15 protein-coding genes and 1 riboswitch are annotated in these 14,583 nt (G+C 72.1%); of the genes, 8 read left to right on the forward strand and 7 right to left on the reverse strand.

The genetic code is table 11. The features are described from left to right. Positions 1 to 47: 47 nt before the first annotated feature. A complete protein-coding gene (locus ACGFIV_RS13370; protein WP_189166358.1) occupies positions 48 to 542 on the forward strand; it encodes a transcriptional regulator in 495 nt (164 codons plus the stop codon). A gap of 521 nt (positions 543 to 1,063) precedes the next feature. Here ACGFIV_RS13370 and ACGFIV_RS13375 read toward each other — a convergent pair. The 3 genes from ACGFIV_RS13375 to ACGFIV_RS13385 all read right to left on the reverse strand — a co-directional run bounded on the left by ACGFIV_RS13375 (position 1,064) and on the right by ACGFIV_RS13385 (position 4,083). Then, positions 1,064 to 1,504, reverse strand: a complete 441-nt coding sequence (locus ACGFIV_RS13375) for an SAV_6107 family HEPN domain-containing protein (RefSeq protein ID WP_358554096.1) — start codon at positions 1,502 to 1,504, stop codon at positions 1,064 to 1,066. A gap of 598 nt (positions 1,505 to 2,102) precedes the next feature. Further along, positions 2,103 to 2,933 (reverse strand): phosphotransferase enzyme family protein, encoded by an 831-nt coding sequence (locus ACGFIV_RS13380; protein WP_392834646.1) that lies wholly within the window; start codon positions 2,931 to 2,933, stop codon positions 2,103 to 2,105. A 310-nt stretch (positions 2,934 to 3,243) separates the two neighbouring features. Next, positions 3,244 to 4,083, reverse strand: coding sequence for a L,D-transpeptidase family protein (locus tag ACGFIV_RS13385; RefSeq protein WP_392834649.1), 840 nt, complete (start codon positions 4,081 to 4,083; stop codon positions 3,244 to 3,246). Positions 4,084 to 4,213: 130 nt separating this feature from the next. Here ACGFIV_RS13385 and ACGFIV_RS13390 point away from each other — a divergent pair, with 130 nt between their 5' ends. After that, the gene (locus ACGFIV_RS13390; RefSeq protein WP_392834652.1) at positions 4,214 to 4,690 is read left to right on the forward strand and encodes a YbaK/EbsC family protein; all 477 of its coding nucleotides are present in this window, start codon (positions 4,214 to 4,216) and stop codon (positions 4,688 to 4,690) included. A gap of 85 nt (positions 4,691 to 4,775) precedes the next feature. Next, positions 4,776 to 5,330, forward strand: coding sequence for a GNAT family N-acetyltransferase (locus ACGFIV_RS13395; RefSeq protein WP_358554084.1), 555 nt, complete (start codon positions 4,776 to 4,778; stop codon positions 5,328 to 5,330). A 7-nt stretch (positions 5,331 to 5,337) separates the two neighbouring features. Here the strand turns inward: ACGFIV_RS13395 and metF are convergent, their stop codons facing one another. After that, positions 5,338 to 6,276, reverse strand: coding sequence for a methylenetetrahydrofolate reductase [NAD(P)H] (gene metF / locus ACGFIV_RS13400; RefSeq protein WP_358554081.1), 939 nt, complete (start codon positions 6,274 to 6,276; stop codon positions 5,338 to 5,340). 243 nt (positions 6,277 to 6,519) lie between these two features. On the opposite strand from metF, the gene ACGFIV_RS13405 reads away from it, so the two are divergent. Then, entirely contained in the window at positions 6,520 to 7,587 is a 1,068-nt protein-coding gene (locus ACGFIV_RS13405) for a polyprenyl synthetase family protein (protein WP_358554078.1), read from the forward strand. Between the two features lie 170 nt (positions 7,588 to 7,757). Here the strand turns inward: ACGFIV_RS13405 and thiE are convergent, their stop codons facing one another. Genes thiE through ACGFIV_RS13420 form a run of 3 tightly spaced genes read right to left on the reverse strand, consistent with a single transcriptional unit; the run spans position 7,758 to position 9,967 of the window. Further along, the gene (thiE, locus tag ACGFIV_RS13410) at positions 7,758 to 8,396 is read right to left on the reverse strand and encodes a thiamine phosphate synthase (RefSeq protein ID WP_392834657.1); all 639 of its coding nucleotides are present in this window, start codon (positions 8,394 to 8,396) and stop codon (positions 7,758 to 7,760) included. Continuing rightward, entirely contained in the window at positions 8,374 to 8,748 is a 375-nt protein-coding gene (locus ACGFIV_RS13415) for an Rv2175c family DNA-binding protein (RefSeq protein ID WP_358554072.1), read from the reverse strand. Before ACGFIV_RS13415 ends, thiE begins: the two co-directional genes overlap by 23 nt. Positions 8,749 to 8,797: 49 nt before the next feature. Next, complete coding sequence (locus ACGFIV_RS13420; protein ID WP_358554069.1) at positions 8,798 to 9,967, reverse strand: FAD-dependent oxidoreductase; 1,170 nt, start codon at positions 9,965 to 9,967, stop codon at positions 8,798 to 8,800. 138 nt (positions 9,968 to 10,105) lie between these two features. Next, a riboswitch (TPP riboswitch) is annotated at positions 10,106 to 10,218 on the forward strand. Between ACGFIV_RS13420 and thiO the strand changes: the two genes are divergently transcribed. From thiO to pknB, 4 genes are all read left to right on the forward strand, one after another. Continuing rightward, a complete protein-coding gene (gene thiO / locus ACGFIV_RS13425) occupies positions 10,214 to 11,515 on the forward strand; it encodes a glycine oxidase ThiO (protein WP_358554066.1) in 1,302 nt (433 codons plus the stop codon). (Overlaps the previous riboswitch by 5 nt.) Next, on the forward strand, positions 11,512 to 11,712 hold the full coding sequence (gene thiS, locus ACGFIV_RS13430) for a sulfur carrier protein ThiS (protein ID WP_358554063.1): 201 nt from the start codon (positions 11,512 to 11,514) through the stop codon (positions 11,710 to 11,712). Before thiO ends, thiS begins: the two co-directional genes overlap by 4 nt. Positions 11,713 to 11,785: 73 nt before the next feature. Beyond that, the gene (locus ACGFIV_RS13435) at positions 11,786 to 12,574 is read left to right on the forward strand and encodes a thiazole synthase (RefSeq protein ID WP_358554136.1); all 789 of its coding nucleotides are present in this window, start codon (positions 11,786 to 11,788) and stop codon (positions 12,572 to 12,574) included. 73 nt (positions 12,575 to 12,647) lie between these two features. After that, positions 12,648 to 14,570: a Stk1 family PASTA domain-containing Ser/Thr kinase gene (gene pknB, locus ACGFIV_RS13440; protein WP_392834661.1), complete on the forward strand. Its 1,923-nt coding sequence runs from the start codon at positions 12,648 to 12,650 to the stop codon at positions 14,568 to 14,570. The last annotated feature ends 13 nt before the right edge of the window (positions 14,571 to 14,583 follow it).

A 14,583-nucleotide genomic window follows, 5' to 3' on the forward strand; every position in this document is an offset into this window, starting at 1 on the left:
GGCGCACAATAAGTGAGAACGTTCATAGAAAGCCGGGGGGCCAAACGATGCCGTCTGACTACGCCAAGTCGCTGGGCGCACGACTCCGCGCCATCCGCACCCAGCAGGGACTATCACTGCATGGAGTCGAAGAGAAGTCGCGGGGAAGGTGGAAGGCCGTCGTCGTGGGCTCCTACGAGCGTGGCGACCGTGCCGTGACCGTGCAGAAGCTCGCCGAGTTGGCCGATTTCTACGGGGTGCCTGTTTCGGAGCTGCTCCCTGGCGGCTCGGCGCCGAGCCCTCTCGGGCCCACGCCGAAGCTCGTGATCGACCTTGAGCGCCTTGCCCAGTTGCCCAAGGAGAAGGCCGGGGCACTCGCCCGTTACGCGGCCACGATCCAGAGCCAGCGTGGTGACTACAACGGCAAGGTGCTGTCGATCCGCCAGGAGGACCTCCGCTCCCTGGCGGTCATCTATGACAAGTCCCCCACCGAACTCACCGAAGAGCTCATCAACTGGGGCGTCCTCGACGCCGAGGCCCGCCGCGCCGTCGAGTCCTTCTAGCCGAGTCGCACGGCCACCAACCGTGCCGGCAGGGCCCCAGCGGACCGCGTGCCCCGCACCGGCCTGATCGCCGAGCGCGCATCCGGCACGCTCGCCGGGGCGGGCATACCAGCTCGGTCGCCGGACGGACCTCCCGGCCTGATCGCCGGGCGGGCTCCCGGCCCGCCCGGCGGACTCGTCTCCACCGGGGTGGTCCGTCGTGGCGCTGGTCCGTTAGGCTGTCGCCAGCGCCGCTGGACCCACACATCACAAGCGGGGCCGGTGGTCGCCACCCTCACAACGTGGACCACGGGGACAGGCGACAGGCACGCCGTCGACCGGACAGGTGACGTGGACCACGGGACAGGCGACAGGCGCGCCGTGGACCACGGGACAGACGGCGCATACGCCGGCCCACGGGCAGGCGACAGCCACGCTCGGGCTCACCGCCGGAGCAGGTCGAGCTCACCGCCGGAGCAGGACGTTCGTCAGCGACGCTCGGGCTTCATAGAGGCGGGCCGTGTGCGCGGGACCCCGCCGGATCACCCGGCCAAGGGAGCCCTCACCGGAAGCGTGGACTGGCCGGGGACACCCAGGATGCCCTCGACGACGCCGACGAAGGTGTCGGCCTCGGTGATCAGCTCATCGGCGTCTCGCGCCGACACCACGCGCACCATGCCGGCCTCCGCCGAGGCACGCTTGGTGGCGCTCACCGCGAAGTAGGCCGCCCACTGCGCGAGCCTGGGCTCGGCCTCGGGGAGCAGCTCCCACGCGCTGCGGAGCCGTCGCCTGCGGCCGTCCATCGGCCGGGGCAGGGCCGCGAGGATCGCGGCCGCCGCACGCAGTGCGGCGAGATGTGCCGAGACATAACGCTCGGCGGGGGTGTGGGCCGCCGACGCGTCGGCGAGACAGGAATGCGCGTCGGCAAGGTGCGCGCGCACGGTCTGTGAAATCCGGGGACCTTCTCCGGACTCTCGAGTCATGACACCCTCCTTGGGGTCGTGGCCCCGGCGGTGACCGCCGGTGATAACACAGTCGCAGACACCACCGACAATTTCGGTGGTCCGCTGGTCGTGGTCACTCGGCCGGCTCGTACCTCGCTCCCTCGCCCCGGTCGCCCTCTGGCGCCCGGCGGCGTCACGCCCGGGCGCTGTGCGCACCCGTTCCCATGCCTCTCGGCCCGCCCCGCCATCCGCCGGAGCGGTGCCAGGCCCGGTGGTTCTCGTTCCGCCCCGGCTTTTCGCCGCGTCGGTTCTCGATCCGCCCGGCTCTCGGCCCACCCCGTCTTCCGCTGGGGCGGATCTGGGTTCGATGGTTCTCGGTCCGTGGGTTCTGGTCCGTGGGTTGTCGGTCCGATGGGTTCTCGGCGGGCCTTGGTGCGTTCTCTCGGGCCGGACGAGGAGCTTCCCCTCTCCCCGTCCGGCCATCGGTGCGCGTGGCGAGACCGTCGCCGACGACGCTCTCTCGCCGTGTGGTGAGGGCGGGCCGCGAGTCCCACCCTCACCATGTCGAACATAAATTCGATGACCCACGATGTCAAGCGTCAAACGAACACAGGTTCGATCACGTGCGACACCGTGGTCATATGAGCCGGTCGGCGATGGCCGGGCCCTCCCGCCGGATCCAGGCCTCGGCCCGGGGCAGCCGGTGCCTCGCGCCCTCGTCCCACATGCGCCTGAACGCCGGGTCGACCTCGGCGGCGGCGCGCATGTTGACGTGGAAGCGGTGCACCATGCGCGTGACGGCGGGCACCAGAGCCCGGCGCTGGCCGGCGGTCATGCCGTAGGCTCCGGCGAAGATCGCGACCCTGCGGGGAATGTCGAGGTCCACGAAGGCGGGAGCCCTGTCCCGCTCATCCAGCAGCGGCGCCCAGTAGTACAGGGCGTTGGCGAGGTCGTCGACCTTCGACGTCGGCTTGGCGAGGTCGAAGTCGATGAGCGCCGCCGGCAGCCCGTCGCGGAAGACGACGTTGCCGGGGCAATAGTCCCGGTGGCCGACCACGGGGGCCTCCCCGTCGGGGGTCGAGCTCGTGACCCGGACCCCGGGAGTGCCTCCCCAGACCGCGTCCTGAGGCGGCGTCCACCCCTGGGCGGCGTCGTGGAGCCGCCGGATGAGCCGCGCGAGCGCGATCAGGACCTCCTCCCCCGCCGTCTCCGGCGGCAGGGGTTCGCGCGGGACGTCTCCCGGGACGAACGAGAGCACCTCCCGGCCCTGGTCGTCGACGCTGAGGGGAACGGGAGCGTGCGGGAATCCGGCGGCGTGCAGGTGCGCCAGGTACGCCTGCACCGTCATCGTGAACGGCCTCACGGGGCGGCGGACGGTGTCGCCCGCGCGCGTGATCCACTGGGTGACGCCGTCTCCCACCAGGGGCACCTCGCCGGGCGGGACTGGGTCAGGGTTCGAATCCGTCATGCGGCTCCTCGGCTCCTCGGCACACCGGCCGGCGCGGGCATCCATCCCCAGCATGGTCGCACCCCCCGGCCTGGAGGAGATCGCCGGCGAGCGAGGCGGGCCAGGCCGGAGACGGCGAGCGGGACGGGACGGGCCCCAGACGGCGAGCACGGCGGGTGGCGAGACGGGGAGCGTGGTGGGGCGGGGGCGAGATGGCGAGGGCCGCGGTCGTCGGGACGACCGCGGCCCTCGTGCGGGACGGCTCGGCTCAGCGCTGGAACTTGCCCCCCACGCGCACCGGGACCCCGGTGCCCCAAAAGGACGGCTCGGCTCAGCGCTGGAACTTGCCCCTGACGTGCACCGGGACCCCGGTGCCCAAAAGGGACGGCAGGACCTGGGCGACGTGCATCGGAAGCCGCACGCACCCGTGGGACGCCGGGGCGAGCGGGACCGACAGCGCACCGTGCAGGGCGATGCCGCCGTTGAAGAAGATCGGGTTGTACAGCTGGCCGAGGTAGGACTTGTGCCAGCCGGACCGGCGCCAGGTGGTCTTGAAGTCACCCGTCGGGGTCCTCGCGTCACCGCAGAACCGCTGCGTCTTGCCCTGCCAGGTGGCCGTCTCGCAGTAGGGGATGCCGCTCCCCGAGGAGATGTGGGTGATGAGCTTCACCTGCCCGGCCCTGTAGAGCACGGCGGTCTGCTTGGTGAGGTTCACCTCCACCCGGTCGGGCTTGCCGGTCGGGACGAGGACCTGAGGCGCCTTGGGGGCCTCAAGCGCCCGCCACGTACGGCTGTTGACGGTGCTCGTCGGGGAGATGCCCTGGACCTTCTGGAAGGCCCAGACGGCGGACTGCGTGGTGCCGCCGTACCTGGAGTCGATCTTGCCGGGCATGTAGCCGAGCTCGCGCAGCCTGGCCTGGAGCACCTTCACCGTGACGCCCTTGGCGCCGAACCTGAGAGTGCCGTGCGGCGCCACGAAGGGCTCCGCCGCGAGCACCCGGCTGACCGGCGTCACATTGATCGTGACCGCCGGAGTGGCCGCGCGACCGGGCGCCGGGGCACCCGCTAACGCCACCGGCCCGGCCTGCTGGGCCCCCAGCCCGCAGCCCGAGACGAGCACGGCTCCCGCGGTCAGCACCACCGCGGCGGCGAGCCGCCTACCAACCCCCATGTCAGAACTTCCCTTCGAACACACCACCATCAGTTGACCGGACCCTAGCGCAATGGTCATGCCGCACCCCATACAGTCACGGAGATGTAATCAATCGCCCATGCCCGGCCGTCCTGTTTAGAGTGTTCGCGTGCCAGAGAAGCCGCATCCAAGCGTGATCAAGGTCTCCGACGCCCTCCGAGAGGCCGGAGCCGCCGGCGAGGTGGTCGTGCTCACCGACTCGGTCCCCACCGCCGCCTCGGCCGCCGCCCAGCTCGGGTGCGAGGTGGGCGCGATCGCCAACAGCCTGATCTTCGACGCCGACGGGGAGGCGTTGCTGGTGCTCACCAGCGGCGCCCACCGGGTCGACACCGGCCTGATCGCCGGGCTCGTCGGCGCCTCCAAGGTCAGGCGGGCCAGCCCCGATTTCGTGAAGGCGGCGACGGGGCAGACGATCGGCGGCGTGGCCCCGGTCGGGCACCCCGCGCCCATCCGCACGCTGGTGGACACCTGGCTGGGCAAGCACGACGTTGTGTGGGCCGCGGCCGGCCACTCGCACACGGTCTTCCCGACGACCTTCGAGGAACTCGTCCGCATCACCGGCGGCACCCCGGTCGAGGTGGAGTAGGCGGCAAATGTCGGAAAAAGGCCACGAAGGTCGGTCTCGCCACGTTCGCCCGCCGGGTGATCGCCGCCCTGCTAGTGTGCGATGAGTGATCGAACTGCGACGCGCCGGTCCCGAGGGGTTCGTCTCCGCGCTGGACACCGTGATCGACATCTACATGGCGGCGATGCGCCCACCGGTCGATCAGCTCTCAGGTCGCCAGGGCATCATGCGCAATCACGCGACATTTCCTCAATTCACCTGCCTGTTCGCCGAGACCACGGACGGCGCCGCGGTCGGTTTCGGCTACGGCTTCCACGGCATGCCCGGCCAGTGGTGGCACGACGTCGTGCGCCGCGCCCTTGCGGAACGGTCGGGCCTGCCCGTCTCTGCCGGGTGGTTCGGCAACGCCTTCGAGATCGCCGAGATCCACGTACACCCCGGCTACCAGGGCAAGGGCATCGGCCGCCGGCTGGTGCGGGGCCTGTGCGAGGGCAGGCCCGAGAGCACCGCCGTGATGTCGACCCACGACCAGCCCACGGCCGCGCGCCATCTCTACCGCCGGCTCGGCTTCATCGACCTCATGAGCATGTTCGTCTTCCCCGGCGGCTACGAGCACTACGCGATCGTGGGCAGCACGCTCCCCCTGCGCCCCCTGACGTAGAGGTCCGCTAGCCCGCGGGGACCGGGGTGGGCACAGGCGTCGGGGCCAGGGCCTGGTAGACCTCGCGGGTGGCGCTCGACTTGTTGAAGGTGATGAAGTGGATGCCCGGCGCTCCCTCGTCGAGGAGGGTCTGGCACAGCTCGGCGGCGTGCTCGATGCCGAGGCTGCGCACCGCCGCGGGGTCGTCGGCGACCGCCGCGAAGCGCTCGGCCACCTCGGGCGGGAAGGGGGCGCCCGACAGCTGCTCCGACCGCGCGATCGTGCTTATCTGGGTCACCGGCATGATGCCGGGAATGATCGGCGTGTCACAGCCCTGGGCCGCCACCCGGTCGCGCAGCCGGAGGTACTCGTCGGCCTTGAAGAACATCTGCGTGATGGCGTAGTCGGCACCGGCCCGGCACTTGCGCACGAAGTAGTCGGTGTCGGACTCGATCGACGGCGACCTCGGATGACGGTAGGGGAAGGCGGCCACCCCCACGCAGAAGTCGCCCGCCTGGCGGATGAGGCGCACGAGATCCTCGGCGTACAGCACACCCTCGGGATGCTTGACCCACTCGGCCAGCGGGTCGGCGCCGCGGGGGTCGCCGCGCACGGCGAGGATGTTGCGCACGCCCGCGTCGGCGAACCTGCCGATCAGGTGGCGCAGCTCGCGGATCGAGTGGTCGACGGCGGTGAAGTGGGCGACCGGCGTGAGCGTCGTCTCGTGGGCCAGCCGCTCGACGATCTCGACCGTGCGGTCTCTGGTGGAGCCTCCCGCGCCGTACGTCACGGAGACGAACGTGGGGCGAAGCGCCTCCAGCTCGCGGATCGCGCGCCACAGCAGCCGCGCGCCCTCATCGGTCTTCGGCGGCATGAACTCGAAGGAGAACGACCGCCCCCCGGAGGCGAGCAGCTCCCGGACGGTGGGAACGCGGTCGGGCAGGAATGAAGGACGACCCAGAGCCATGGTCCCAAGGCTACAGGTCCGGTCCGGCCCACACCCCTGGTGAACGTGCGCTCCTTGGACCGGCTTCGCGTCGCACAGGGCCACCTGGGTTCACGGCCGTGTTGTGCGACGTCTTCCCCGGCTTCGCAAGCTCACAGGCTGCCCACTCTCACCCAAGCTCCACGCCGCTTCTTTCCCCCATGAGCGAGATCACACCGGGGGCAGGTAATCGGGGCGCTCTCGTGTGGCCGTTAATCTCAGAGCATGACCACTTCCTTCGCCCTGTCGGACGCCTTCCGCTCCGAGGTGGACCGCCGCCTCCGGATGTTCGTCGACCGGCAGCGTCCCCTGGTCAGCGCCCCCGAGCTGAGTCCCCTGGTGACGACCGCGGAGGACTTCCTGTCGGGGGGCAAGCGGCTGCGCCCGGCCTTCTGCTACTGGGGCTGGCGTGGCGCGGGCGGGGAGGAAGACCCCGCGATCTACACCGCGGCGGCGTCGCTGGAGCTGCTCCAGGCGAGCGCGCTGATCCACGACGACGTGATGGACGCGAGCGACCTGCGCCGTGGCAAGCCCGCCGCGCACCGGCGGTTCCAGGCCATGCACGAGGAGTCCGGCTGGCGGGGCTCGTCGGTCCAGTTCGGCGAGGGGGCGGCGGTGCTCCTGGGCAGCCTGCTGCTGGTCTGGTCGAGCGAGATGTGGCGTACGAGCGGCCTGCCGGCCGAGGCGCTCGCCGCGGCAGAGCCGGTACACGACCTCATGCGCACGGAGCTGATGTGCGGGCAGTACCTCGACCTGCTGGAGCAGGCGCACGGGGACAACACCTTCGACAGCGCGCTGAGGGTCGCCCTCCACAAGAGCGGCAAGTACTCCGTGGAGCAGCCACTGCGCCTCGGCCTGCTGCTCGCCGCGCGCGGTCAGGAGCCGTGGCTCGACCGGCTGTGCGTGGAGTACGGCCAGAAGGTCGGCATCGCCTTCCAGCTCCGCGACGACGTCCTCGGCGTGTTCGGCGACCCGGCGGAGACCGGCAAACCGGCGGGCGACGACCTGCGCGAGGGCAAGCGCACCATGCTGATCGCCCGCACGCTCTCGGCCGCGTCCGACGGGCAGGCCGCCGACGTGCGGCGGCTGCTCGGAGACTCCGGCCTGGACGCGGCCGGCGTCGAGCGGCTTCGCGAGATCATCGAGGAGACCGGGGCGCTGACGGCGAGCGAGGAGACGATCAAGCGCTACCTGGACGACGCGCTGAGCTCGCTGGAGCGCGCGCCGATCACCGGCGAGGCCCGCGACGCCCTCGCCGAGCTGGCGGTGGCCGCCACCTCGCGCCGGAGCTGAGCCCACGACGGGCCGTACGGCACCGCAAGGCCGGGGTCAGCACCGCAAGGCCCAGGTCCGTAACGCAAGGCCCAGGTCCGTAACGCAAGGCCCAGGTCCGTAACGCAAGGCCCAGGTCAGCAGCGCGAAGCTCGGGTCGGTGCGGCGCGAGGGCGCCGTGAGCCGGGGTGTCAGCCCGCCGCGAGGCGGCGGGCGAACTCGGCGGCCGCCGCGCCCGGGTCGTCGGCCTCGGTGATGGCCCGTACGACCACGACGCGCGTCACGCCGTACGACATCACCTCGTCGAGCGTGGAGAGGTCGATGCCGCCGATGCCGAACCACGGCCGGTCGGTGTCCAGCGCCGCCGCGTGCTTCAGCAGGCCGGGCCCCGGCGCGAAACGCCCGGGCTTGGTCGGCGTCGGCCAGATCGGCCCGCAGCAGAAGTAGTCGACGCCTTCCTCGGCCGCCGCCGCGGACGCCTCCGCGTCGCTGTGGGTGGACCGCCCGATCAGGATGTCCGGCCCGAGCAGCTCGCGCGCCACGGCCACGGGAAGGTCGTCCTGCCCGAGGTGGAGCACGTCGGGACGCGCCGCGTAGGCGATGTCGGCCCTGTCGTTGACCGCGAGCAGGGTCCCGTGCCTGTCGCAGGCCGCGCGGAACACCTCAAGGAGCGCGAGCTCCTCGCGGGCCTCCAGGCCCTTCTCGCGCAACTGGACGATGTCCACACCGCCCGCGAGGACGGCGTCGAGGAACCGGTCTAGATCGCCCTGGCGGCGGCGCCCGTCGGTGCAGAGGTAGAGCCTGGCGTCAGAAACCGAGCGCCTGGGCACGCCTCTTCACCTCGGTGTGGCGGCCCGCGACGATCGCGTCGATCGGGGCCCCCGGCAGGGAGTCGTCGGCGGTGAACAGCCACCGCAGGGCCTCGACGTCGTCGTAGCCCGCGTCGGACAGGACCGTCAGCGTCCCTGGGAGGCCCTTCACCACGTCGTCTCCGGCGATGAAGGCCGCGGGGACCTCCGGCTCGGATCCGCCCCGCCGGACTCCGATGAGCCTTTTGTCCTTGAGAAGCTGCTTGGCACGCCCGGCACTCAGCCCGAGCCGCCTGCCCACTTCCGTGAGGGGGAGCCACTCTCCCACCAACTGGTCGGTTTCCCGGTCGATCTGCGCAACAGAAAGCGTCACGGAACCACAACTACCACGTCGTGCCTCTTCTCAAACACCCCACAGGGGGTCACAAGCAGTCACGCAAGGGTACCGAGGGGTCCATCGCGCGATCCACATCGAGCCTTTGCCCGCCCTCGACGATACGGCGGCCCTGCACCAGGTCACGGGGACGGTCGACGGTAAGAATAGCGGCCATCCGGTGGTCGTCGGTCAGCCAGCACGCCGCCCACTTGCGGTCGGTGGCGGGATCGCCGCGCAGCACCAGCCGGGCGCCGTCGTGGTGGCCGGCGTACTGCAGCATGCGGCCGAACTGCTCGGACCAGAAGTAGGGGACCGGGTCGTAGACGGCGGTCTCGCCCAGCAGCGTGGCCACGGCCGTCTCGGGCGCGTTCAGCGCGGTGTCCCAGTGCTCGACGCGCATGCGGCGGCCGAAGCGCCGTGACCACCAGTTCGCGCAGTCGCCGACCGCCACCACGCCCTCCATCGAGGTGCGCAGGTGCTCGTCGACCACGACGCCGTTGTCGATCTCCACGCCGGAGCCCGCGAGCCACCCGACGGTGGGCCGCACGCCGACGCCGGTCACCACCACGTCGGCGGGGATCCACGAGCCGTCCATCATGGTCAGGCCGCCCGGGTCGACCGAGCCGACCATCGTGCCGAGCCTGAGGTCGATGCCCGCCTCGGCGTACCAGGGCACGGTGCGCCCGCCCACCTCGGTGCCGAGGGCGACGGCCAGCGGTGACTGGGCGGCCTCGACGACGGTCACCTCGCATCCGGCGCGGCGCGCCGCCGTGGCGACCTCGGCGCCGATCCAGCCCGCGCCGACGACCACCACGCGGGCGCCGGGGACCAGCAGTTCCCGCAGGGCGAGCGCGTCGTCGATGGTGCGGAGCACGTGCTGGGCGCCCTCGCCGCGCAGCCTGATGGGCGAGGCGCCGGTGGCGATGATCAGGCCGTCGTACTCCAGCTCGCCTTCCGTGGTCTCCAGCGCGCCGTGGCGCAGGCCCTTGGCCGACACGCTGGTGCGCAGGTCGACGTCGAGGGCGCCGAGGTCGGAGTCGACGACCGTGGAATCCAGGTCGCCGAGCAGCACGGCCTTCGACAAGGGGGGACGATCGTAGGGGCGATGGTTCTCATCTCCGACCAGAGTGACGCGTCCTCGGTACCCGCGCGCCCGCAGCGCCTCGACACTCCGCACGCCGGCCAGTCCGGCTCCGACCACCACGACATGATTCACATCCTGACCCTAAGCGGCCAGCCGGGTAACTCGCCAACGGCGATTTGGTAACGAATTGGCTCACTATCGCGCACAGGCAGTAATGAGAACACTCAAGCAGGTGCGCAAGTCGTACGGAGGCAGGAATAGGCTGGTGTCGTCAGCACGCGCGGGAGTCCGGCGAGACCGGGCTGAGAGGAGGGCTCACGGCCCTCGACCGCCAGAAACCTGATCCGGATCATGCCGGCGAAGGGAGCGGGACCTTTGGTGGACACGCACGCGGACGTGGTCGTCGTGGGCGGGGGTGTGATCGGCCTGTCGGTCGCCTGGCGCGCCGCCCAGCGCGGGCACGCGGTGACCGTGGTGGACCCGGCGCCCGGCTCGGGCGCCTCACACGCGGCGGCGGGGATGCTCGCCCCGGTGAGCGAGGTCACCTACACCGAGGAGCCCCTGCTCCGGCTCGGCCTCGCGTCCCTGGCCCGCTGGCCCGGCTTCGCCGCCGAGCTGGCCGGCGAGTCCGGGATGGACGTCGACTACCGCACCGACGGCACCCTGGACGTCGCCTTCGGCGCCGACGACCTCGCGGCGCTCGGCGAACTGGCCGGCTTCATGGAGAAGCTCTCGCTCCCCGTGGAACGCCTGACGGGGCGCGAGTGCCGCCGCGCCGAGCCGATGCTCGCCCCCTCGGTCCGCGGCGGCGTCCTCGCTCCGGGGGACGCCTGGGTGGATCCGCGCCGGGTGACGGCCGCGCTGCTCGCCGCGCTCTCGCGCCGGGGGGTGGGCATGGTCGCCGACCGCGTCACTGGCTTCGCCGTCGAGGGCGACGCGGTGCGCGGGGTACGGCTGGCGGGCGGCGGGGCGATCGCCGCGGACCAGGTGGTGCTGGCCGCCGGAGCCTGGTCGGGATCCCTGGACGGCCTGCCTCCGGAGGTCCTCCCGCCGGTGCGCCCCGTCAAGGGCCAGATCATGCGGCTGCGCGGCGCTCCGGGGTTCCTCGGCCGCTGTGTGCGCGGGGTGGTCCACGGGTCCAGCGCGTACATGGTGCCGCGCGGCGACGGGGAGATCGTGCTCGGGGCCACCCAGGAGGAGATGGGGTTCGACACCCGCGTGACCGCCGGAGCCCTGTGGGAGCTGCTGCGCGACGCGCGCGAGCTCGTACCGGGCGTCACCGAGCTGGAGGTGACCGGCCTGTCCGCCGGCCTGCGCCCGGGGACCCCCGACAACCTCCCGGTCATCGGGCGGACCACGCTCCCGGGGCTCGTGCTGGCCACCGGCCACCACCGCGGCGGCGTCCTGCTCTGTCCCCTGACCGCCGACCTCGTCGCCGGGGAACTGGCTCCGGACGCCGGGGAGCCGGCCCCGGACGCCGGCCCCGGCCACGAAGGGGGGCTCCCTCCCGGCCACGATCCGGCCGGACGGCCCGGCCCGGCCTTCGCGGCGATCTGCTCGCCCCTGCGTTTCGGCGGGGCGCGGCACAAGGACATCACCGGCCCTCACCGATGGACGAAGGAGGAACGGGGCTCCTCCCCCGGCCGCCGGCCGGGGTCTCCCGCCCCGGAAGCGCGATGAGAGTGACCATCAACGGCTCCCCCCACGACCTGCCCCCCGGCACCACCGTCGCCCAGGCCGTCCAGACGCTGACCTCGGCCGTCGCCGGGGTCGCGGTCGCCCTGAACGACGAGGTCGTGCGGCGGGGCGCGTGGCAGTCGACCCCGCTCGGCGAGAACGACCGCGTCGAGGTGCTCACGGCGGTGCAGGGTGGCTGACCGGCGAGACACGAGCCCCGTCCTTGCGACCGGCGAGCGGCGTGAGGGCCCCGTCACCGTCGACGCGGACCCCATGGACGACGCGCTGGTCCTCGGCGGCGAGAAGTTCCGCTCGCGCCTGATCATGGGAACGGGCGGCGCCCCGTCCCTTGAGGTGCTGGACCAGGCGCTGGCCGCGTCCGGCACCGAGATCACCACGGTGGCGATGCGGCGCCTGGACCCGGCTTCGCGGGGGTCGGTGCTCGACGTCCTGCGCGACCGGGGCGTGAGGGTGCTGCCCAACACCGCCGGCTGCTTCACGGCCGGCGAGGCGGTGCTGACCGCGCGCCTGGCCCGCGAGGCGCTCGGCACCGACTGGGTGAAGCTGGAGGTGATCAGCGACGAGCGCACCCTGCTGCCGGACCCGATCGAGACCTTCGACGCCGCCGAGAGGCTGGTGGCCGACGGATTCGTGGTGCTGCCCTACATCGGGGACGACCCGGCGCTCGCGCGGCGGCTGGAGCAGGCGGGGTGCGCGGCCGTGATGCCCCTCGGCGCGCCGATCGGCTCGGGGCTCGGGATCCGCAACCCGCACAACATCGAGCTCATCGTGGAGGCGGCGGGCGTCCCTGTCATCCTGGACGCCGGCATCGGCACGGCGAGCGACGCGGCCCTGGCGATGGAGCTCGGATGCGACGCGGTCCTGCTCGCCAGCGCGGTGACGCGGGCCCGCAGGCCCGGCCTGATGGCGGGGGCTATGCGCGACGCCGTCACGGCGGGTCGTAGGGCGCGCCTGGCGGGCCGGATACCCCGGCGCCGGTACGCTGAGGCGTCCTCGCCGGCCGTCGAACCGGTCGGCGGAGAGCCATCAACGCCTTCCTGACGGGAAAACATGTCGGCATCGGTTTGGGATGTGCTTGCCCTCCCCCTGGCAAACCGCCCGTAAACTCACTCCCGTGGACACGACGGTTGCGGACCCCCTTGTAGGGCGGCTGCTGGACGGGCGCTATCGCGTTGAGTCCCGGATCGCCCGGGGTGGGATGGCCGCCGTCTACCTGGCCCTGGACATCCGGCTCGACCGCACGGTGGCTCTGAAGGTGATGCACCGATCGCTGGCCGAGGACCCCGACTTCGTACGGCGGTTCATCGGCGAGGCCAAGTCGGTGGCCAGCCTGTCGCACCCCAACGTGGTGCACGTCTTCGACCAGGGCACCGACGGCGATCACGTCTACCTCTCGATGGAGTACGTCCCGGGGCGCACCCTGCGCGACGTGCTGCGCGAGAGGAAGCGCCTGCCGGCCCGCGAGGCCCTGGAGATCATGATCCCGGTGCTCGCCGCGCTCGGCGCGGCCCACCAGGCGGGCATGGTGCACCGTGACGTGAAGCCCGAGAACGTCCTGCTGACCGACGACGGCCGGGTCAAGGTCGTCGACTTCGGCCTGGCCAGGGCGATCGAGGCGGGCAACCAGACCCGCACCGGCGTCATGATCGGCACGATCGCCTACATGTCGCCCGAGCAGGTCACCGCCGGGGTCGCCGACGCGCGCAGCGACGTCTACGCCGCCGGGGTGATGCTGTTCGAGCTGCTGACCGGGCGCCAGCCCTACCAGGGCGACAACCCCATGTCGGTGGCCTACCGGCACGTGCACGACCGGGTGCCCGCGCCGTCCTCGCTGGCGGGCGACGTGCCGCCCCTGCTCGACACGCTGGTCCTCTCGGCGACCGACCGCGACCAGAACCGGCGGCCGGCCGACGCCACCGCGCTGCTCGTCGCGGCCGTGGACGCCCACCGCATGCTGCCGCGCGACATGGGGCCGCAGCGCCCGCCCACCGGCGCGGCGGCCCCCGGGCCGGTGGCCGCGCACCAGATGGGCGCCGCGCCCGCCAACCCGACCCTGATCCACTCGCAGACCGAGATGCTCACCGCCCCGGCGGTACGGCCGGCGGCCGAAGGCCCGAAGCGCCGCGGTTTCCGGCCCCACTGGTTCATCGTCGTGCTGGTGGTCCTGATGGCCGCTGCGATCGGTGGCACCGGCTGGTGGTTCTCCGAGGGCCGCTACACCAAGGTCCCCGACCTGTCCGGCCTGAACATCACGATCGCCAAATCGGAGGCCGAGAAGCAGGGCTTCGAGGTCAAGATCGGCACCCCCGAGCACGACAAGGAGGTGGCCGAGGACAAGGTCCTGCGCACCGAACCCGAGCCGGGCAAGGAGGTGCTCGCCCAGTCCAGGATCACGCTGATCCCCTCGGCCGGGCCCGTCAAGATCGCGGTGCCGAACGTCGTCAACCTGCCGGAGGCCGACGCGCGGGCCAAGATCTCCGAGGCGAGCCTCACCGCCGGCACCGTCAGCCGGGTACCGAGCGACACCGTGCAGCGCGGCCTGGTGCTGCGCACGAACCCCCAGGTCGGCACCAAGGTCAGGGAGGGCAGCCGGGTGCAGCTCGTGCTGAGCGCCGGGCAGCTCATGCCCGACGTCAGCGAGATGCAGTGCGACCAGGCCGAGGCGTTCCTGCGGGGGAAGGGGTACAACCCCACGATCGTCCAGCAGACCGACAACGCCCAGCCTGGCACGATCATCGCCCAGAACCCCGCCGCGCGTGCCGAGGTCACCGCCGGGCAGAACGTGCAGCTCACCTGCTCCAAGGGGCCCGACACCGGCTTCCACTGGCCCTGGGAGAACCCCGACAACGTCCAGCCGGGCCAGGCCCTCGTGGCCATCCCCGACGTCCGGTTCAAGAACGTCGGGGACGCCACCCGCGAGCTTCGCACCGCCGGCTTCCAGGTACGGGTGCGCAAGATCGCGGGCGCGGGCTCGGTGGTCGCGGAGAACCCCCTGGGACAGGCCCCGGCGGGCACCCGCATCACGATCTGGCACTGACCCGGCGGGAGCC

This window comes from Sphaerisporangium sp. NPDC049003, from assembly GCF_043197795.1.
GTDB lineage: Bacteria > Actinomycetota > Actinomycetes > Streptosporangiales > Streptosporangiaceae > Sphaerisporangium.